At 58.5% G+C, this 19,512-nt stretch carries 13 protein-coding genes and 1 pseudogene; 10 read left to right on the top strand and 4 right to left on the bottom strand.

Translation table 11 applies throughout. The features are described from left to right. Positions 1-310 (top strand): integrase core domain-containing protein (locus tag BM173_RS14125; protein ID WP_143089659.1); only part of this gene is annotated, 310 nt, incomplete at its 5' end. Positions 311-595: 285 nt separating this feature from the next. Here the strand turns inward: BM173_RS14125 and BM173_RS14115 are convergent. Beyond that, positions 596-3,484 carry an Eco57I restriction-modification methylase domain-containing protein gene (locus BM173_RS14115; protein ID WP_090483113.1) on the bottom strand — a complete coding sequence of 963 codons (2,889 nt, stop codon included), beginning with the start codon at positions 3,482-3,484 and terminating at the stop codon, positions 596-598. A 664-nt stretch (positions 3,485-4,148) separates the two neighbouring features. Here BM173_RS14115 and BM173_RS14110 point away from each other — a divergent pair. The 8 genes and pseudogenes from BM173_RS14110 to mobF all read left to right on the top strand — a co-directional run bounded on the left by BM173_RS14110 (position 4,149) and on the right by mobF (position 14,700). Further along, positions 4,149-4,436: a hypothetical protein gene (locus BM173_RS14110; RefSeq protein ID WP_143089658.1), complete on the top strand. Its 288-nt coding sequence runs from the start codon at positions 4,149-4,151 to the stop codon at positions 4,434-4,436. Beyond that, positions 4,366-4,731: pseudogene (locus BM173_RS14915) on the top strand (AAA family ATPase); the annotation flags it as partial. The gene BM173_RS14110 and the pseudogene BM173_RS14915, both read left to right, overlap by 71 nt. Positions 4,732-4,788: 57 nt before the next feature. Continuing rightward, the gene (locus BM173_RS14105) at positions 4,789-6,930 is read left to right on the top strand and encodes a hypothetical protein (protein WP_245755912.1); all 2,142 of its coding nucleotides are present in this window, start codon (positions 4,789-4,791) and stop codon (positions 6,928-6,930) included. Positions 6,931-7,413: 483 nt separating this feature from the next. Next, on the top strand, positions 7,414-7,809 hold the full coding sequence (locus tag BM173_RS14100) for a single-stranded DNA-binding protein (protein WP_090483110.1): 396 nt from the start codon (positions 7,414-7,416) through the stop codon (positions 7,807-7,809). A gap of 310 nt (positions 7,810-8,119) precedes the next feature. Then, entirely contained in the window at positions 8,120-8,341 is a 222-nt protein-coding gene (locus tag BM173_RS14090; RefSeq protein WP_090483108.1) for a hypothetical protein, read from the top strand. A gap of 739 nt (positions 8,342-9,080) precedes the next feature. Continuing rightward, positions 9,081-9,410 (top strand): hypothetical protein, encoded by a 330-nt coding sequence (locus BM173_RS14085; RefSeq protein ID WP_029140019.1) that lies wholly within the window; start codon positions 9,081-9,083, stop codon positions 9,408-9,410. Then, positions 9,400-11,739, top strand: a complete 2,340-nt coding sequence (locus BM173_RS14080) for a type IV secretion system DNA-binding domain-containing protein (protein WP_090483114.1) — start codon at positions 9,400-9,402, stop codon at positions 11,737-11,739. The genes BM173_RS14085 and BM173_RS14080 overlap by 11 nt, the downstream gene beginning before the upstream one ends. A 48-nt stretch (positions 11,740-11,787) precedes the next feature. Beyond that, positions 11,788-14,700: a MobF family relaxase gene (mobF, locus tag BM173_RS14075; RefSeq protein ID WP_090483107.1), complete on the top strand. Its 2,913-nt coding sequence runs from the start codon at positions 11,788-11,790 to the stop codon at positions 14,698-14,700. Positions 14,701-14,793: 93 nt separating this feature from the next. Here the strand turns inward: mobF and BM173_RS14070 are convergent, their stop codons facing one another. Next, a complete protein-coding gene (locus BM173_RS14070) occupies positions 14,794-16,008 on the bottom strand; it encodes a type II toxin-antitoxin system HipA family toxin (protein ID WP_090483106.1) in 1,215 nt (404 codons plus the stop codon). After that, positions 16,005-16,628 (bottom strand): helix-turn-helix domain-containing protein, encoded by a 624-nt coding sequence (locus BM173_RS14065; RefSeq protein WP_090483105.1) that lies wholly within the window; start codon positions 16,626-16,628, stop codon positions 16,005-16,007. The genes BM173_RS14070 and BM173_RS14065 overlap by 4 nt, the downstream gene beginning before the upstream one ends. A 488-nt stretch (positions 16,629-17,116) precedes the next feature. Here BM173_RS14065 and BM173_RS14060 point away from each other — a divergent pair, with 488 nt between their 5' ends. Then, positions 17,117-18,040 (top strand): hypothetical protein, encoded by a 924-nt coding sequence (locus BM173_RS14060; RefSeq protein WP_090483104.1) that lies wholly within the window; start codon positions 17,117-17,119, stop codon positions 18,038-18,040. Positions 18,041-18,075: 35 nt separating this feature from the next. Here BM173_RS14060 and BM173_RS14055 read toward each other — a convergent pair. Then, positions 18,076-19,427, bottom strand: a protein-coding gene (locus BM173_RS14055) for an IS3 family transposase (RefSeq protein WP_090483091.1) whose coding sequence is annotated in 2 segments (ribosomal slippage) — positions 18,076-19,089 and positions 19,092-19,427 — 1,350 coding nt in all. Because the reading frame shifts where the segments join, the coding sequence is not laid out codon by codon here. Positions 19,428-19,512 lie beyond the last annotated feature (85 nt).

Here is a 19,512-nt window from a genome sequence, read left to right as displayed (position 1 = left end):
CTGGTCACAGGAACGGCGGGTCGAGTGGCACTACATTGCGCCCGGCAAGCCGATGCAGAATGGCTTCGTGGAAAGCTTCAATGGCCGTCTGCGCGACGAATGCCTCAACGAGACGCTGTTCACCTCACTGGCTCATGCCCGGTTCGTGCTCGCTGCATGGCGGCACGATTACAACACGGTCAGGCCACACTCGAAACTGGGCGGGAAGACCCCCGCCGAGATCGCCGGCGAACGTGTCTGGGGGCATGCCCCCAGACACGTTGCCATCCCATCAAACATCAATCATGAAGGAGCGAGACTCTACCTCTGAATGGTAACAATCAGGGGAGCACGTCAAGGGGCGCGTAGAGCATGGCTATAAGACGCAGCTGGAAATCTACAAAAAGGCAGCGACCACCTCCCAAGCGATTTTCGTCATCATGGATATTGGTGGCATGGGCCGAAAGTTGCGCAAGATCGAAAAGCTTAAACAGGACGCTGAAGCACGCGGTGAACGGACTTCGGAAATCGTAGTCATCGATGCTCGCCGGAAAGCCTCAGCAAGCGTGCGAAACGACTTAATGTTCTAGCGGTGACAATCCCGACTGCCAGTCCCCTAAAAGCTTAGTTCTAGATGCCCGTCCCAATCATCTACTTCAGCGCGCTCCTCAGGCGTCAAAGCGTAGAGGTCGTATATATGCTGATCGATATTCTTGAGGCTGGCCTTGATTGTGCGTCGGTGAACCGCTCTCACTTGTTCGCTTTTGGCACCATCATGCGCGGCCAAAGACGAGCAAATCGATCTTGCCGCTTCAGCAACTAAGTCGACGCGGTTTTTGCCATCACCGATTTGATCTTCCATCACAATTGGGAGGGCATCAAGGTCTACCTTCTTCACTTGTGCGATGCTGTCCTGATTGGTCAGCATCCGCTCGGCAAAGATGTAGCCAATTAGGCGAGAGTTGAGCAGTGCAAGAAGATAGTGCTCGTTTATGCTCGAGTCGCCGAAAGTGAAATACAAAGACTGCTCTGGGAAGGTGCCACTTTCATCAAAAGCTGCGATGAGACGAGATCCAGTTTTTCGGATCAGTACTTTTGGGCTCCAGCCTAACTTGGCCTTATCAGTTGTTCGGCCTGTTATATTCTTTTTGTTGAAATCGAAATAAAGCGGGTTCCCGACCCGAAATTTTGATATGGATGCACCCTTTAGTACCTCAATCTGTTTCGCATTCTGACGGGCATTGGTAATCATGGTTGATTTCCCACCGAACCCAGAAGTCGTTTGAATAAGCTGTCCAAGCGGTTTTGCCGTCCCGCTCGCCTCCAGTCGTACCAACGCTTTCCCTAAGGCTAGAGCATCAAGATCTTCAAACCGGAAACGGTTAGCCCCATTCAGGAGAGACGCCTGAGGAATCGACCGTCTATGCCCGGTGTAGTCCCCGATCAAAGTTTCTTCACGAGAGCTTGGCTTACTGTTCTCGATTCCGAAGATCAGCGTATCGGCAGTGACACCAGGGAATGGCGCACGATATAGCACCTCCCCCAAGGCCACATTCTTCAAAATCTTTTGCCTAAGCCCCAAGAATTGGTCATTCTTTCCAAAACGGTCCGGCACGATGAAGCTAAATCTGCCGCCATCTTTGGTTATCGTGAGTCCCATGGAAATGAAGTATTCATACATGTTTGGCATGTATGTATTTCCATCAAACTTCCTTATGAGGTGCTCTTGTTCTTCATTTGAAAGAATGTCGTTCCCGAACTTCCCTGTTAAAGACACCCATGGTGGATTTCCGATTACAGCGCCGAAACCGCCTTCAGTCTTGAAAAAGGGAAACTCGGACTTCCAATCAAAACTGTTGATGCGATATAAGTCTTCTTCACCGAACAGATCGCTTGAAATTTGCTGGTAAAAGTCCGGACCAATTAGGGAGTTCCCGCATTTGATGTTCTCTCCGAGATCGGGAAGTGCCCGAATGCGGAAAAGGTCCATCTGACGAGCCATTGCGTCTGCGGTCTCGCCTTCGAGCACCTTTAGAAGTAGTGAAAGTTTGGTCACTTCGACCGCCTGCGGATCGATATCTACACCATAAATGTGCGCCAAGAGGATACGTCGACGCTCTGCGATGGTTAGGCGCCAGTCATCTTCACCGACCTCCAACAGTTTCGGGTCTTTTCCGCCCAAGTGTTTTTGTGGTCCCTCGCTCACGTAAGCATCGCGATACCAATCTAGTAAGAACTGGTACGCCCCAATGAGAAACGAACCTGACCCACATGCGGGATCCACAACTCGAAGGGGGGCTGCGTTCTTGACTCTGCCATCCTGACCAGACGCCTGAGCCGGTGTTCTTCCAGCAAGCAAGGGCTCCAGGGTCTTGGCAACAATGTGATTCACCACGTAGCTGGGCGTGTAATATACGCCGCCGGCCTTTTTGACTTCTGGCTTTTCCTCAATGGTGGCGCGAGAGCCAGAGAGCCGAATGACCTTTCCGAGAAAGCGCTCGTAGACCTGCCCAAGAATATCCGCTGGCAGAACTGAGAACTCGTACGGACTCTCTGGGTAATACAGCTTCTTGATTACCGGCTTGAGAACTTTGTCGTCTATCTCAAGGTCGAGGGTGAACGTGTCCAGAGTTTCAGGTGATCCGTCTCCCTTTTTGAAGTGAAACAGCCCGGAATTGTATCGATCATCCGCCTTGCGAAACAGGGCAGTTAGGCCCTCGTAGATGCCTTTTTTATCAGCAATGCTTTGAAGCTGACCATACTTTTCTATTCCTCGGTCTTCCGCGATCCGAAGGAACACAATGCGATCGATAATTCTCTGAACCGCAGCATTTAGCTCCCTTACGTCGAGCTGTCGATTTCTAAGGGCTATGTTCTTGGCGAGCATGCTCCGCCAGTTTTCGATCTCCGCGAGAAACGCATCATCGACTTCGGCCGTCCCTCGCTTCCGCCGGTTGTCGGCAGCGTATTTATCGAAGGATCCCTTTAAGACAGCTTCGCGTGAGAAAATCTCAGCGATTTCATCCCACTTGTCGATGTAATCTTCAAAGGTGAAATACGCCGTCCGAGCAATGCTGGCCCTGTCATTCTTCTCGGGTTTGACCCGGCAATCGTAGACGGCGAACTCTTCAAAATCGGTGAGAATCGAAAGAGATAGCTTGGCGCTCCAAGCATACCTGCGAATTTGGAAGGCTGGGCCAACGTCCTGCTTAATGTTTACCGATGGCTTTTTCGCTTCCAGAAAAAACTTTCGCGTGCCTCCAATACGGAAGGCATAGTCGGGCGCCTTGGTATTCCCACCGATCTTGAGTGCATCTTCATGCACCACATCCTTGTAAGCTTCAGCATAGCCCTGCTCGTTGTCGATGTCCCAACCAAGAGCCTTGAAGAACGGGTCGATGAACTCCCTACGGACCTGAGTTTCGTTGTAGGAGCTGGCTTGGTAAGCATCCTTGTGAAGGCGGAAGCGTTCAACTAGATCACTGATTATCTTTGGTGCAGGCATGCATCTCCTATTGCACGCTGCCGGTGTGCCGAAAAGTGACTTCGACATCGGTCCGGTGGCGGGACAGCATTGTGAGGTAGTGATAGGCTCCTAATCTCATGCCGAAGCCCATTCGCTCGCGCTCCACTGGCAAGCATGAAACTGATCTCCCTGGATCACGGGTCAAGCCACTTGCCTGCCATTCGATCTCCTCTTGTCCTTCAACCGGTCGCGCATCTGTCAGCCGACATCACCCGTCCCTGGACTGAGGCAAACGAATGGCAGTATCCGGCGGACGGCCGGATGGCGCCCAACGTCGATTAGCAGTGCGCCTGCCAATCGGCACCTTTCAGCCAATGGTCATCGCAAACCTGCCAGTCCGTCATCGCGAAGGGTTCTGTACGCCTCCGGCGCCCGGAACCCTTCACGATTGCTGACTTTCCGGCTCAAGCACCAGCAGTGGGAAATCAGACTTTCGTGCTTCGGCCGACCTCGCAAAATCAAGCAAGGAATGGGCTCTAAAGTCACCTCTGACCATTGACGCCTTTGCTCTCTGGTTTCACGTTGAGTGAGGGGGAATAGCCAGCGCCTGCAGTTATGCCCCCCCGCCATCTGATGTTGGCGGCATTGCTAGGTCGTCACCGTCGATCCTTCTTGGAAGAGGGCCGACATTAAGGGGGGAATGATGGGGCAGGATGAAACGGGGGCACCGGAAGAAGCGGCGACTCCCGAAATGCTTGCGGCACTGGCCGCGCCACAGGTTGAACAGGCGGATTCGCCCGAAGTGTTCCTCTCGACCCTCTCCGAGACCCTCAGTGCGTCGGACAATGTCGACGTCGATCTTGCCGTCATCCTGTCCGATCAACTGCTGACGGTTACACCACATGCTGATGCCATAGCCAATGCCAAGGCCGCGATCGTCGCGCTCGCGGCGAAACGCGCTGCACCGGCCGAGGTGCAGGCCGATGGCTGATCCGACGCTGTTTCACTCGCTTACTCTCGAAGGCTTCCGCGCCTATCTTCAGCCCAAGACCTTCGACCTCAGTAAGAAGCCGTGCCTCGCGATCTTCGCGCCCAACGGCCTCGGCAAATCGAGCGTCATCGACGCCCTCGAGTTTCTGTTCTCCGAACATGGCACGCTCGAACGTCTCGGGCAGCGCACGTTGAACAACCAGGCCGGACCGCCCGCGCTCGAGCACAATGGCGCGCAGGCGGCTGGCATCGCGCCGATGGTCAAATTCAGCACGATCACTGGCAAGACGACCGTCGAGGGCAGTCGCACCGCTACCGGCAATCTTCGCCCGATCCATCCGGCTGCGACCGCGATGAAAGCCGGGTTCGTCGTCTCGCCGATCATCCGCGGCTATACGCTGCGCACTTTCGTCGAAACGCATAGTCCCGAGAATCGCTACAGCGAAGTGGCGAGCTGGCTGCAGCTTTCGCCGCTGGTGGAAGTGCAGAAAAACCTTCGTCTTTTGCGCCGCGATGTGAAGGCTGCTGCCGAGAGTACCACCGAACAGGTTCGCCTTGCCGGTCTGTTGCGAACGGAGACCGCACAGGCTGTCCAGGCGTGGGATGACGCGACCGTGCTCAATTTTGTCAACGTGAGCGTCATCGCTCCGCTTGATCCCGAGCTAGCGCTCGCAGCGCTCTCTGCCGAGGACGAGAGCTATATCGAGGTCTGCAATCGTGTTGATGCGGAGGAAAAGCGGCTCGGTCTCGCCAGCCTCAAGCAGATTCGTAATTCGCTCATTGCGCTGTGGCAAAAAATCGTCCCCGAGGACGGCGGCGACGCAAGATATTCGGGCGCCATCGAATCTTTCGATAAGGCGCGGTCTGCGCTGGCCGACGCGAAGGCCACTGAGGTCGTTGAGCGCGACAAGGCGGCGGGCACGGTCTTCCGGTCTGTTTGGAAAGAAGCCGAGAAGCTGTTTGCCGACGATGCGACCGCGCCCGACGCATGCCCGGTCTGTGCCACGGCAATCGGTGACACTTCCGCCGGAAGCGTGCCCGCGATCCGCGATCTCCTGAAGACCCATCTCGAGGATCTGCAAAGCTACAACGATGCAAAGACCGCCCTGGACAATGCCGAGACCGCCGCCAGGCAGGCGCACAGTCGGCTCGTAGCGCGTCTTCCCGCGATGATCGAGCATTTGTCCGATGACGATGGCGGTGGATTTAAGACTGCGCTCCTCGCCTACCAAGCCGGCGTTGATGAATGGCCGACTGTTAACGCGCCCGATTCCGCCGCCATCGTCGCTGAGTTGGAGACCCGCCTCTCGGACCTCGATTATGAAATCGCCGGCATCGAGGCGAAACAGGGCGAGCATACTTGGGGCAAGGTCAAGACCAGCATCGACAGGCTGCTCAATCTCCAAAAGGATGTGGCGCTGGCAACTCGCACCTCCGAGCAGTTGACCACGCTGCACGACGCGCTCGTTGCGCAGGCCACGCTCGTTTCGGGAAAAATCCGGGAGAAGGTCCAGTCGCTCCTCGATACGCTTCAGGCGCCGATGAACGACATCTACAAGGAGATCCAAGGCGCCGACGCCAAGCCGATCCGGCTTGAACTGCCTGGTGAGGAAGACACCAACCAGCAGCGTATGCAGCTAGTGATCGATTTTGCGGACAATCGTCAAAGCGTCGCGCCGGCCGGCTATCTCAGCGACTCTCAGATCCATTCGGTCGCGCTCGCGCTGCGCCTTGCGGCGATCAAGAAGTTCAATAGTGCCGCACCGGTGATTGCGCTGGACGATGTCGTCACGTCCTATGACGCCGATCATCGCCGCGCGATCGGTGCGCTTCTCGCGAAGATGTTCACCGACTGCCAGATCGTCCTTGCCACCCATGACGAACGTTTCTTCAATCATCTAAAGGACCAGCTCGCAGCGAAGGACTGGCAGTTCACCCGCATCATCGGACTTGATCCGGCGTATGGGCCTCGCTTCGCCGACCACAAGGTCACCGATGAGATGATCGCCGATCGCTGGGCCAAGGGAGAATCCGCTGCCAACGAGATGCGTCAAGCGGAGGAGGAATGGCTGCTGGGCATCGCCCGCGGGTTCGGCGTCAATATCCGCATCCGACAGCTTGAAAAGGCCTACTCATACGAGCGCGCCGAGCTGGCTGCGGCGATCGGCGGCTTCCTTGGCGACCTAAAGCTGACTCCTGCTGATGTGCCGGGCGTGAACAACCGCTTCATCACTAGCCTTATCAAAGGCGATATTGAGAATTTCGGAAGCCACTTTCAGGACGCCCCATATGGCAACGGCTCGATTGGGGACGAGCAGACGCGGTGGGACGAGTTCAAGGCGTTCCGGCAGCAATTCGAATGCGTGTGCGGCCGCACCAAGTATCAGCGGCCGTTCGGCCTAAACAAGCCGGTGTGTGCGCATGACAAATGCGAGACCCAGTTCGCATTTAGGCCGCCTGTGCCGGATGCAACAGGGGCCGAAGCGGCGGTCTAATGATGCGGATATGTTAGCGGCGTGCCCCGCCTGATTTCATGTTCGCTCCTAGGATTGCCTCTGACGAGCCGAGGGGCGGCAATTAGGGCGCAAAGCTGACGCAACCTGATCCGCCCCCGACCTCGACGTGGCGTTCGAGAGCGAGGAAGACCGGGAAGCAGCCCGCAACTTCATGGATCTCCTGTCAGCATCGGAAAGCGACGGCGAAAGCTGAATGCAGCGGGATCATCTGAATCTTCAGACCGGCACCCGATACCCATCCGGCTTTCTTCGCGAACAGTCCTGAACCAGCTCAGCTGAGGAGCCGCAACCCGTTCCTTTGACGGCCGTGTTGGCAGCTGCGCTGCCTGCCCGCACCACCCGTCATGAACAGGTTTCCCTTGGAGCTTCGCTCCGGCGGTGCAGTCCTCCCATGCCCTGCTTCTTCTGGATGTTCGCAAGCCGAAGATGGTCTCCGGTTTGAGGAACCGAAGGACTATCATCATGACCAATATCGCAATCCTCACCGGCCGCATCGCCCGCGATCCGGACACCCGCGAAACCAAGGGTGGCACCAATGTCACCGGGATCACCGTCGTCACCGATCGCCCCGCACGCGACAAGGACGGCAAGACCTACAAGGACGAGAACGGCTACACCGCCAAGGAAAGCGAGTTCCACCGGGTGACCTGCTTCAACGGCCTCGCCAAGACCGTCGGTCAGTACTGCTCCAAGGGCCAGCTGGTCAGCGTTCAGGGCCGCATCCACTACACCCAGTGGGAGGACAAGGACGGGGTCACGCGCTACGGCACCGAGATTCTCGCGGACAAGGTCGACTTCCTCAGCCGCGGCAACGGCTCGGGTGACGACGACAACAAGGATGCTCCCGAGATCGACTGACATCGATCATCATCGATCCTGCTCAGAGGGGCGCTGTCCAGACCGGACAGCGCCCCTTCTTGCGTTGTTCAAATTCTTTGGCGGGGGAGGAGGCCTGGCTCACGGTTGTCCCATTCTGATGGTCGCGCAACCGGCGCGTCAAGGACGGCAGGGTCCCCCCATTTTGCCTCCCCTTCGCTGCGCTACGGTCCGACAAAATCGTTACCCCTACCGCCGCTTCGCGGTCGCCCGAGCGGGCGATCCCTGACCCACCGGCCGCACGCCCATCCGTCCTGCTCCTGCCGTCAACGGCAGACATCAGGAGGATACAATGGCTTCAATTGCTCAGCACAATTCGAACTCGGAACGCTACTTTGCCGCGCTGGCTGTGGCAGAGCGTCGGGCGCTGCACAGCTTCTTCGATCAGCACATCGTTGAGGACAAGCGCTTGGGATATTTTGCCCTGGACGAGGGCGACTACAACGCACTTCCGGCGCACCTTGCAGCGCGCGTGGTGCATACGGTGCATGGGGCAATGTCAGACGAGTTCTGAGCGCACTTGCGAGGCAGGGACCGGCAACGGTTCCTGCCTTCTTTCTTGTTCGCAGGAGCGGGCTTGTAGACCAATCTGCGGAAACAAGTTCGAAGCCAACGGGTGCTTGGAAGCGCCGTGAGCATCCGACGTCGCTGCGTTTCGCGAATGCTATCTGGTCCCCGCCACAAAGCCGAAAGCGACATCGATCTTAACCTGATGGGCTTGGGACGCAGGCGGCAGACAGCCAGTGCCCCGACACCCGTCCGGGGTGCTTTGCGATTCATTTAGAGAGGGTTGGAGAGATCGACACAACGCATTCAGCCGACCACGATTTCAGCCGATGTAAGGCCAGTTTGTAGCCCAGAGCAATTTTGGACTGAAATCTCGCGTTGTCCCAGCAACGCCCGTTTGCTCTCGCTCCGAAAATAATAACGTAAAATCAATCCATTGAACGGGTCTCAGCAGCTACTGGCAACGTCCGCGCAATTGGGAACTTGACATGCACACCGTACGCAGCGGGTGCTGCAATGGAAGGCGCGGAATTGCTTCACGAATTCACGAAAATGCGCTGATACCATCTTCTGTGCCGGATGCGGTCCACTTGCTTTCTCGTCCGTGCCGAGTCGGCACAGATCCGTTTAATCTGCTGAAAAGCGATGTGAATTTTCCGTTTTCCTACACCCCATGCCGCGGCCTAGAGTGGCACTTGCCTTTCGAAGGGTGAGCCAGGTTCTTTGAACACAAGGAACTTGGAAAAATGCAAAGACACCACCGGTTCGTGACCTATGTCACGCCCCTGATCGCCGAATGGATCAGGAAACAAGCAGAAGAGCGCAGGGTCAGCGCGAGTATCGTTGTTTGCGATTGCATCTTCGATGCCTGGCAGCGCGCAACCGAAGCTGATCTGAGGACCCCGGCGACCGATCCAGTGCGCCAGAACATCTTCATCACGGTCGCATTGGATGCGCTGCTTACGCATCATCCCGACAGCACACTGCGCGACAGAACGGTCGCAGCCTACCAGCGCCGGCTGGAGCGCCTCGGTATCGTTGCACCCCGACCCATGGGAGGCGATGATGAAGCATAATCTCGTCAACTTCACCCGTGGCAGCCAGCTCCTCGGGCATTTCGGCTTCATGTTTGCCGCAGGCCTCAAGGGGCCCCTGATCGTGACCCTCCTGGTCGTTCTCGGCCTCGTCTATTGGGACGTAAGCGGGGCGCTAGACGAGTACCATGTCTACCTCCTGTGGATGCATGCCTATGCCTCTGGCTATGCCTTCATGGAGTTCGATCCAGACAAGCTTGTGAACCTCAAGCTGGCCGATGGGAGCCTCGTCGCATTTCCCATTTCCGTGGTGACCGATTACCCGCCGATGCGCGAAGCGGTCGCGCTTTTCCAGAGCGCGGTCATCAGCGCCTTGTGGCTTGCAGGGTTCATTCTTGCGCCGCTCTTCGCGCTCTTCTGGTGGGTTGCCGAACGCTTCGGCGAGAAGTCCAAACAAAAGAAGCATGTACGCGGGGCGGAGCTTGCTACCTTGCGCGACCTTAGCCGCGAGATCGCTGCACACAACCGCGATGCCCGTGCCCGCGAGTATGGCGATGCGTTGGGCTGGCGCTGGCGTCTGGCCGGGTCGGCTTCGCTGCGGGATGCGGGCTTCTATTCTCCCGCGCATCTGGCCGGGGTCAGCTGGCCCTGGCGGCTTGAGCAGAGTCACGCGATGCTTGTTGGCACAACCGGGACAGGCAAGACCGTCGTCCTAACCGAGCTTACCAGGGAGATCCGTGAACGGGGCGAACGTGCGGTCATTTTCGATCTTACTGGGGCCTTTGTCGAAACCTTCTACGATCCCAAACGCGACATCATTCTCAACCCGCTCGACGCGCGTTGCCCCGCCTGGAGCGTGTTCAACGATTGCTCCACGCGTGCCGAATTCCATGCCGCAGCGGAGTCCCTCGTCCCGCACGATGGGGGCGGCGCCGAACAGTTCTGGGTGCTCGCCGCGCGCACGCTGTTCGTCGAGACCTGTCTCAAGCTCGCCGAAGCAGGGCGGGGCACCAACGCCGCGCTCGCCCACGAACTCATGAACGCCGATCTCTCCGATCTGCACCGTCTCGTCGAAGATACCATGGCCGGTCCCATCAGCACGCCGAGCGCGGCGCGCATGGCGGAATCGGTGCGTGCAGTGTTCAATGTCAACGCCAAGGCGCTCCAGATGCTGCCCGAAGACGGGACGCCCTTTTCGGTCCGCGAGTGGGTCAACGGGGCAGGTGAACCGCGCTCTATCCTGTTTCTGTCCGCGCGCTACATCGACATGAGCGTGCTCTCGCAGCTGCTCACCCTGTGGCTCGACACCGCGATCATTACGCTGATGGCGGGCCAGCGCTCGCGGGACATCAGGCTCTGGTTCCTGATCGACGAACTTGGCGCGCTGCATCGCCTGCCTTCGCTCGAGAAGGGCCTCCAGACCGCGCGCAATTTCGGGGGCGCGATCGTCACCGGGATCCATGCCTTTGCCAAGCTCAAGGATGTCTACGGCGAGAACATGGCCATGACCCTGTCCTCGCTTGCCCGAACCAAGCTGATCCTCGGCACAGCAGACCGCGAGACCGCCACCTGGTGTTCCGATATTATCGGCCACCGCGAGGTTCGCGAGATGGAGGAAGGATACAGCTACGGCTACAACAATGCGCGCGATGCGGTCAGCCTGACGCCCCGGCGCCAGGTCGTCCCACTGCTGCTTCCCGACGAGCTGATGAAGCTCAAGAACCTACATGGTTTCATCAAGTTTCCCGAAGGATTTCCGGCGGCACCCGTGGTCCTCGAACCGCGCAACTGGCCTCGGGTGGCCGAAGGCTTCATTCCCCGGGATATGCCTAAGCTACCACCACAGGCCCGCCACGGTGATGACAAAGAAGGAGCAGGTGGCGGTGCCGGAGCAGCCTCTGAAACAGGCGACAATGATGGTGATCCTCGACGGTTGAGGGTCGCGCACGATCGCTCCGACAGCGCTGAAAAGAAAGCCGACCAGGAAGACAAAAAGGAACTGCGCCGGACCCGTCGCAGCAACAAGGGCGATCAGGCTCGACCGGACCAGACAAGGAAGCGTCGCGATCCGAATGCGCAAGAGGAAAGGGGGACATCAGACCCTCAGCGGCCGGCTCAATCCGACCTTCCTCTGTCTTCGAAAGCCGAGGAGCAACGCGGCAAGGAGCAACGGGATGCACCTTCAGCGAGGTCTGACATTCCCGATCCCGCATCGCATCAGCGGGCGCAGGATGCGCGCGGCAAGGCTGACCAGAGGCTCCAGGAAGAGCAGCAGAAGTCGCTGCTTGGCGGTGCAGCGAAGCAGGGTCGCGATGCCGATCAGGGGCAGGACCATGGTCACGATTACGGGGACTTTGATCCGGACATGTGACGCCCAACAGGGGAGGGGACGAGGGCCAAGAGAAAGTGATCCCAGCACATGCTTTCCGTCGCCAATGTCCGCTCGCCTTCGGCCGCGGCGAGCTACTTCGCCTCGGACAATTACTACGCGAGCGCCGATGCCGACCGTTCGGGGCAGTGGGTGGGCGAGGGTGCAAAGCGCCTTGGTCTCAATGGCAAGGTCGAGGCCCAAACGTTCGACGCGTTGCTGAGAGGCGAGCTGCCCGACGGCAGCAGCGTCGGCAATCCCGGGCAGGCACACCGCCCGGGTACAGACCTCACTTTCTCCGTTCCCAAGAGCTGGTCGCTGCTGGCGCTCGTCGGGAAGGATGAGCGGATCATTGCCGCCTACCGCGAAGCCGTCCTCGAAGCGCTGCACTGGGCTGAGAAGAATGCGGCCGAGACCCGGATGGTCGAGAAAGGCAAAACCGTCACACAGGCCACCGGGAACCTCGCGATCGGCCTGTTCCAGCACGACACCAACCGTAACCAGGAGCCGAACCTCCATTTCCATGCGGTCATCGCCAATGTCACGCAAGGCAAGGACGGCAAGTGGCGAACGCTCAAGAATGATCGGCTCTGGCAGCTCAACACCACGCTCAATTCTATCGCAATGGCGCGCTTTCGCGTCGCGGTCGAGAAGCTTGGCTATGAGCCGGGACCGACCCTCAAGCACGGCAATTTCGAAGCGCGCGGTATCACCCGCGAACAGGTCATGGCGTTCTCGAGCCGCCGCCAGGAAGTGCTCGATGCACGGCGCGGTTCTGGTCTTGAAGCGGGCCGCATTGCCGCGCTCGATACGCGCGCGAGCAAGGACGGGATCGAGGACCGCGAGGCCCTCGGCATGCAATGGAGCGACACCGCGAAATCGATCGGGCTGGACCTCGCGCCCTTGGTCGAGCGGGCGCAGACCCGCTCACTGAAACAGTCGATCGAAACTGGCAGGTTCGGCTCGCTTGTCGAGCGCGGGCGCGCATGGCTGGGACGCTTCGTCGCGCATGTCAGGGGCGATCCGGCTGATCCGCTTGTGCCCAAGTCGGTCCTCAGACAGGACCGTGAAACGATCGCAGCGGCACAGGCCGTCGCTTCGGCGGTGCGTCATCTTTCGCAGCGCGAGGCTGCCTTCGAGCGCACCGCGCTCTACAAGGCTGCGCTCGATTTCGGGTTGCCAGCGACGATTGCTGATATCGAGAAACGGACCCGCGCCTTGGTGCGCTCTGGCGATCTCATAGCAGGGATGGGAGAGCACAAGGACTGGCTCGCCTCGCGTGACGAGGTGCTGACCGAGCAGCGGATCGTGCCCGAGGTTGCCGCCGGCAAGGGTGCGAGCTCATCTGCAGTTGAGCCGGAAAGCGCGACTGATCGTGTCCAGGCCGCTGCAATGACAGGGCAGGGGTTCCGTCTCAACGAGGGTCAGCTCGGGGCGGCGAAGCTGATCCTGACGTCCGAGGATCGAACGATCGCGGTCCAGGGAATTGCCGGTGCCGGCAAGAGCAGTGTTCTGAAGCCAGTCGCTGAGGTGCTGCGCGACGAGGGCCACTCGGTCATTGGCCTCGCAATCCAAAACACTCTCGTCCAGATGCTCGAACGCGACACCGGTATCGGCTCGCAGACGCTGGCCCGCTTTCTTGGTGGCTGGAAAAAGCTGCTCGACGATCCCGGCAACGCGGCGCTTCGCGCGGAGGCAAAGGCGGCACTGAAAGACCATGTGCTGGTGCTCGACGAAGCATCGATGGTCTCAAACGAGGACAAGGAAAAGCTCGTCCGTCTCGCCAATCTGGCTGACGTTCACCGCCTGGTCCTGATGGGGGACCGCAAGCAGCTCGGCGCAGTCGATGCGGGCAAACCCTTCGCGCTCCTGCAGCGGACAGGCATGGCGCGCGCTGAAATGGCGACCAACCTGCGCGCGCGCGACCCTGTCGTTCGCGAGGCGCAGGCGGCAGCGCAGGCGGGCGATGTGCGCACGGCGCTGCGTCACCTGCAGCCGCACACACTCGAGGCCAGGGGCGATGGCGCGCTGGTCGCGGCTAACACCTGGTTGGCGCTCGACAAGGACACCCGCTCGCGCACCTCGATCTACGCTTCGGGCCGCGCCATCCGCTCTGCGGTCGATGCTGCCGTCCAGCAGGGACTTCTCGCCAATGGCGAGATCGGACCGGGCAAGGCCGAGCTTGGAGTGCTGGATCGCGTCAACACGACCCGCGAAGAACTGCGACATCTGTCAGCCTACCAGCCTGGCCGGGTGCTCGAGGTCTCGAGAAAGCAACAGGCCCTGGGACTGTCAGCGGGCGAGTATCGTGTCTTGGGACAGGACCGGAAGGGCAGGCAGGTCGAAGTTGCGGACAAGCGCGGCAAGCGGTTCCGGTTCGACCCGGCACGGATCAGGGCAGGGAAGGGCGACCAGAATCTGACTTTGCATGAGCCGAGGAAGCTCGAAATCCATGAAGGCGACCGGATCCGCTGGACCCGCAACGATCACCGGCGCGGCCTGTTCAATGCCGACCAGGCCAGGGTGGTTGCCATTGCCGGCGGAAAGGTCACTTTCGAAACTTCAAGGGGAGACCAGGTCGAGCTCAAAAAGGACGATCCGATGCTGAAGCGGATCGATCTTGCCTATGCGCTGAACGCCCATATGGCGCAGGGTCTGACATCCGATCGCGGCATTGCAGTCATGGACAGCCGCGAGCGCAACCTGTCGAACCAGAAGACCTTCCTGGTGACGATCACGAGGCTTCGCGATCACCTGACGCTGGTTGTCGATAGTTCGGACAGGCTCGGAGCAGCCGTCGCACGCAACAAGGGCGAGAAGGCCTCGGCCCTCGAGGTCACCGCACAGTTGACCCCGCCAGAAAAGAAAAACGGCGAACTTGATCAGCTGAAACCGGAAGAGGTCAACAAGGCCGAAAAGGAACTCGCCCGAAGCAAGAGCAAGACACTGGACTTCGGGATTTGAAGGGCCGCTATGTGCCAGATTTTCTGACGAATTGGGCCAGGCAGTTGGTCCAGGTGGTGCTTACACGCGAACGGCCGGATTTCGGAACCGCTCTCAGATCGCAAGAGTCTTGCGATGCCTCTCAATCGCGCTTCGCACGTCATCGGGGAAGGGCAGGTGTCCGCTTTCGTTGCTCCAGGCGTCGTCGAACTGTGCAACGACATCCTTCGCTGTCGCGGTGATCAGCTTGGCAGGCAGCCTTGCCTTGTCGGCGATCGCCTCGAGTTCATCATAGGTATAGGACGCCCACTCGCGCGAGCTATGAAACTTGAGTGCAGCATCGTCGCCTGGGATATAGGCGAGCGTCGAAAGCAGGTCATAGGCAGGTGCCAGCAGCGCGTTTCGCCTATCCGGATAGATCAACGACCAGTTCTTGAGGTGCATGTCGCCATTCCCGATCAGCACCGAGTAGGTGAGCCGGCGGACCAATTCGACCACGCTTTGCTCGTCGGTCTCGATCGCCAGCACGCTGAGGATCTGGCGGTAGCTCGCATTCTCGTATTTATCGTCTGCAAAGACACCGAACACCTGGGCGAAGTCTTCGGTGTGTACGGGTCCCTCTTCTCCCCGGTCGAAGCGCCGGATGGCAAAAGCGGACTCTCCGTAACGGGTGATACCTTCGGGTATGCCATCAATCTGATCGAGCGGAACAAGGTCGATTTCAGGAACGTCGATCCCGATCTTTGCCGCCAGTTTCATCGCTGCGAATTCTGCCTCGGGCACGTCCGGATGTCTGGCAGACGGGAGCTTGACGATCCAGTCGCCGCCGCTGCCCGTGACCGGGATCGTCAGCCCGCCATTCTTGCCCTGGGCTTTGATTGCCGAGAATTTGAGTTGCACGCCGGCAAGCGAGAAGCGCAGCGCGCGCTCTGCCTGCTTCCCCGCCGCTTCTTCATCTAGCTCGTCGGCCTCCGTTTCCTCGGCATCGACGGCGACGGCGCGCACTGCGCCGGGAAGATCGTGCCCGAGCTGTGCGAGAAGGTGGTACTCGCGCATGGCTTTCACGCCCGCGCGGCGGGCCAGGTAGTCGCGAAGCGTGCCTTCAGGAAGGAGGTTGGAGAAGAACGGCTCAATCTTCGTTCGATAGCTGCGTGTCTCGGCAATGATTTCGCCGTTCGCGTCCTTGTAGGCCAGCGACAGCGTTGGCCGATCCTGGTCGGCAAGGTAGACTTCGTCGAATGTGAAGATGCTCGCATCTCCATCGAGGCGCGCAATGGTTCCAACGCGCGTCTTACCCAGAAAGATATCGAGAGCAGCTGCGTCGATCATGTGGCGTCGTCCCCAAGGCGGTAAGCAGGCCGTCTTGAGGCACTGTCTTGACCGATTGCTTGAACCTGCGAGTTTCTGACGTGTTGGAGGGCACGCGTGGATGCTGCGATCTGTTGGGTGAGTTTCTTCCTTCCCTCTTGCTGCTCAAGCGCCCAGCCGAGATCCTGGAGATGCTTTTTCAGATGAGCGACGGGCTGCAAGGCCTGCTCGATGGCTTTGAGCGTTTCGGGAGTGAAATTAACGGCCTGGATATCCTTAAGTGCGCTTTGAAGCTCGGTCACTTCGGTGACGCTCGGATAGCTCTCCCGTACTCGCTCGGCGAACCGGTTGGTTTCGGCAATCGTTGCGAGCACTCGACTTGCCTCGCTTCTTTCGCGCTGTGAGCGAACTACGCCTTCGATCGCCGGTACGGTCCTTCGAGGCACTAGCTTCAGTTCGAGGTCGAGCGCGCGCGCTATTTCGACGAGGCTGGAAATCTGTAGGTCTACACTCCCGCCTTCGATTTTGGAGATATGGCTTTGAGGCAAGCCTACCCGTTCACCCAGCTGTTTCTGGGTAAAGCCTTTTGCTATCCGTGCCGCTTTGATGCTTGCGGCGATGTCCTCGATTGTCGTGCTCATAAATATGTTTCTACATATGCTGGCCTACGTCTATATGTTTTAGCATATACCATGATCGTTGAGAAAGGCAATAGAGATATGCAATGGCATATATACACTACCCATGATAGGCCATTGCATATCATGGGTAGTGTTTGCCGCGCATAAAGCGTGAGCCGTCGTCACTTCAAAGAGCCTTTTCCCGCTCTTTCGATGACAGAGCTTTCGCCCAGAGATCTGCCATTCAGTCAGGAAGGCCAACGGCGGCAATGCGCCCCATCTCGGTCATTGGAGAGCTAGCCATTCAATCCTCAGAGCGGCCATGCATACACAAATTGTAGTGTCACATTTCGCGGGATTGAAGGCGCAAACTAAATCGCTGCGGGACCACCCAATATTTGAGTCAACTAACATGAGCCAATGCGTTCCGTTTTCAGGCGGAGAGTCGGCCATGAAATTGACGCGGCAGATCTTTGCAATTGAAAAGTTTCTTGCCATAGAATCGACCAATGACACAGGGGGTTATTGACGAGGCTGAAGGCCTCGAGTGGGCAGGTGCCTCATTTACACGTTGGCAACGTGTGAAAAACGCCATTGGGCGGACCTACCATATTAAGTTACTTGGCAAGACACCCACGGTAGGCGCCGTTTTTCTCAAGCTTCTCCAATGGGCGATTATTGCTGCGATTGCGAGTGCGCCATATTGGCCGGCCTACTTTGAAGGCAATCCTATCGAGGCGGCAAACGCTCCATATTACTTTGGAGCGGCGCTCTTTTTGCTGATCTTCAAAGCCGCGTATGACAGATTTATGGAGCAGCGCCGTGTTGGCTCACTCGAAAAGAGACACAAAGCAGCTGCAGCAGCTGAGCAACGCAATTTGTTCACGTCAATGCGCGACTTTACTGACTTACCAAGCCCGGACCTCTCGAACGCTCAATTCATGGAACTGATCCAAAGGGCGCTTGGTTCGATCGCCAAGAAGATAAAAGAAGAAACGGGAGCCCTCGACGCGACGTACTTGCAGGTTTCTCTCCTACTTTTTCAGCCCGATGAAAAAATAGAGGTAGTAGCCAGAGCCGAGAGTGAAAGGCCGACTAGGAGACCCACTGACCGCAACAGGACTATGGCATACTTTGTCGCGAGAGCGGGTCTGGAATGGAAGCAAGTGCCAGATCTGAAGTCTGATAAACTTTTTGACTTGGCCGGCATTTCACAAGCTGATTGTCCCTACCGCAGCATCTTGCTGATCCCCGTAACGGCGGACGAATCCACCGAGAATCCAGAGTCCTGTGGGGTTATAACGATTGATAGCGGCCGAGCGTTTGAGTTCTGGGATGACTCGAAAACGCAAGAAATTTTCCTTCAGGTGATGCCATTCGTGCGTTTACTCGCTTGTCCGTCGTCAGAACATTTGGCACAACTTGCGGCGTAGGCTTACGGAGTGTGGGCCTCGTCTGGGATTGATGTTTAGGCGGCGAGCTTGCGGTGTTGCAAGCGCCGATGTTCGAGTGTCTTTCGCTTGATCCTTTCTCGTCGCTTCACGATAGCAGGAGCCCTGCCGAAGTAGGCATCGGCAGGCGTCACGTTGTCGAGGCTCTCGTGATAGCGCCGGTGGTTGTAGTGCTCGACGAACGCCGCGATCTGCTGTTCGAGATCGCCGGGCAGGAAGTAGTTCTCCAGCAGCACACGGTTCTTCAAGGTCTGGTGCCAGCGTTCGATCTTGCCCTGGGTCTGCGGGTGGAAGGGCGCGCCGCGCACGTGGCTCATCTTGTTGGCCTCGATGTATTCGGCCAGCTCGCCCGCGATGTAGCTCGGGCCATTGTCGCTGAGCAGGCGCGGCCTGTGCAGCACATTGGCATGGTCGCAGCCTGAAGCTTCCAGCGCCATGTCGAGCGTGTCGGTAACGTCGCTGGCGCACATGGTGGCGCACAGCCGCCAGGCGATGATGTAGCGCGAGAAGTCGTCGAGCACGGTCGACAGATACATCCAGCCCCACCCGATGACCTTGAAGTAGGTAAAGTCGGTCTGCCACATCTCGTTCGGCCGCGTGGTCTTTGTGTGGAACGCCTCGGCTGCCTTGATCACCGTGTAGGCCGGGCTGGTGATCAGATCATGGGCCTTGAGCAGACGGTAAACCGTGGCTTCGGACACGAAGTAGCACCGCTTGTCGGTGAAGCGCACCGCCAGTTCGCGAGGGGACAGCTCGGTCTGTTCCAGCGCCATCTCGACGATCTGCTGCTGGATGTCCTCACCGATGCGGTTCCACACCCGGCTTGGCGCAGAGGGCCGGTCTGCCAGTGCCTCCGGCCCGCCTTCGAGGTAACGATCATACCAGCGGTAAAAGGTCCGTCGAGCAATGCCGAGCTGGTCCAGCGTCCGTTTGGTGGGCAGGTGCGACTGCTCGACGATCCGGATAATCTCCAGCTTTTCGGATGCGGGGTACCTCATTCGTCGTCTCCCCCATCCGCGATCATGCTTTTTTTGAGCAGACGGTTCTCCAGCGTCAGGTCGGCCACACATTCCTTCAGATCGCGCGCCTCACGGCGCAAATCCTTCACCTCGTCCGTGGTCGCGGCACGGGCTGTATCGCCAGCCAGGCGGCGTTTGCCGGCCTCCATGAACTCCTTGGACCAGGTATAGTACAGGCTCTGGGCAATGCCTTCGCGGCGGCATAACTCGGCAATGGAGTCATCCCCGCGCAAACCGTCAAGAACGATCCGGATCTTGTCTTCGGCAGAGAAGTGTCGACGGGTCTTGCGGCGTATGTCCTTGACCACCCGCTCGGCAGGCGATTTTGCATTGGAGGATTTGGGCTTCATCTTCGTTCCTTCGTCACTACGACGAAGCCCAAATCCTCCTTAAATCACAACCTCAAATCTGTGCCATAGGTGCTGACGGGGGACA

This window comes from Qipengyuania nanhaisediminis (assembly GCF_900115585.1).
Taxonomy (GTDB): domain Bacteria; phylum Pseudomonadota; class Alphaproteobacteria; order Sphingomonadales; family Sphingomonadaceae; genus Qipengyuania; species Qipengyuania nanhaisediminis.
Note: the sequence above shows the minus strand (reverse complement) of the source record. Positions and strands in the feature narration are given on the sequence as shown.

What these genes read in the sequence shown, in the direction of transcription:
- BM173_RS14085 (WP_029140019.1), top strand. Translation starts at nt 9,081, where the DNA reads ATGCAAAGACACCACCGGTTCGTGACCTATGTCACGCCCCTGATCGCC.
- BM173_RS14105 (WP_245755912.1), top strand. Translation starts at nt 4,789, where the DNA reads ATGAAAGCCGGGTTCGTCGTCTCGCCGATCATCCGCGGCTATACGCTG.
- BM173_RS14060 (WP_090483104.1), top strand. Translation starts at nt 17,117, where the DNA reads ATGACACAGGGGGTTATTGACGAGGCTGAAGGCCTCGAGTGGGCAGGT.
- BM173_RS14110 (WP_143089658.1), top strand. Translation starts at nt 4,149, where the DNA reads ATGGGGCAGGATGAAACGGGGGCACCGGAAGAAGCGGCGACTCCCGAA.
- BM173_RS14070 (WP_090483106.1), bottom strand. Translation starts at nt 16,008, where the DNA reads ATGATCGACGCAGCTGCTCTCGATATCTTTCTGGGTAAGACGCGCGTT.
- BM173_RS14080 (WP_090483114.1), top strand. Translation starts at nt 9,400, where the DNA reads ATGAAGCATAATCTCGTCAACTTCACCCGTGGCAGCCAGCTCCTCGGG.
- BM173_RS14100 (WP_090483110.1), top strand. Translation starts at nt 7,414, where the DNA reads ATGACCAATATCGCAATCCTCACCGGCCGCATCGCCCGCGATCCGGAC.
- BM173_RS14065 (WP_090483105.1), bottom strand. Translation starts at nt 16,628, where the DNA reads ATGAGCACGACAATCGAGGACATCGCCGCAAGCATCAAAGCGGCACGG.
- mobF (WP_090483107.1), top strand. Translation starts at nt 11,788, where the DNA reads ATGCTTTCCGTCGCCAATGTCCGCTCGCCTTCGGCCGCGGCGAGCTAC.
- BM173_RS14115 (WP_090483113.1), bottom strand. Translation starts at nt 3,484, where the DNA reads ATGCCTGCACCAAAGATAATCAGTGATCTAGTTGAACGCTTCCGCCTT.
- BM173_RS14090 (WP_090483108.1), top strand. Translation starts at nt 8,120, where the DNA reads ATGGCTTCAATTGCTCAGCACAATTCGAACTCGGAACGCTACTTTGCC.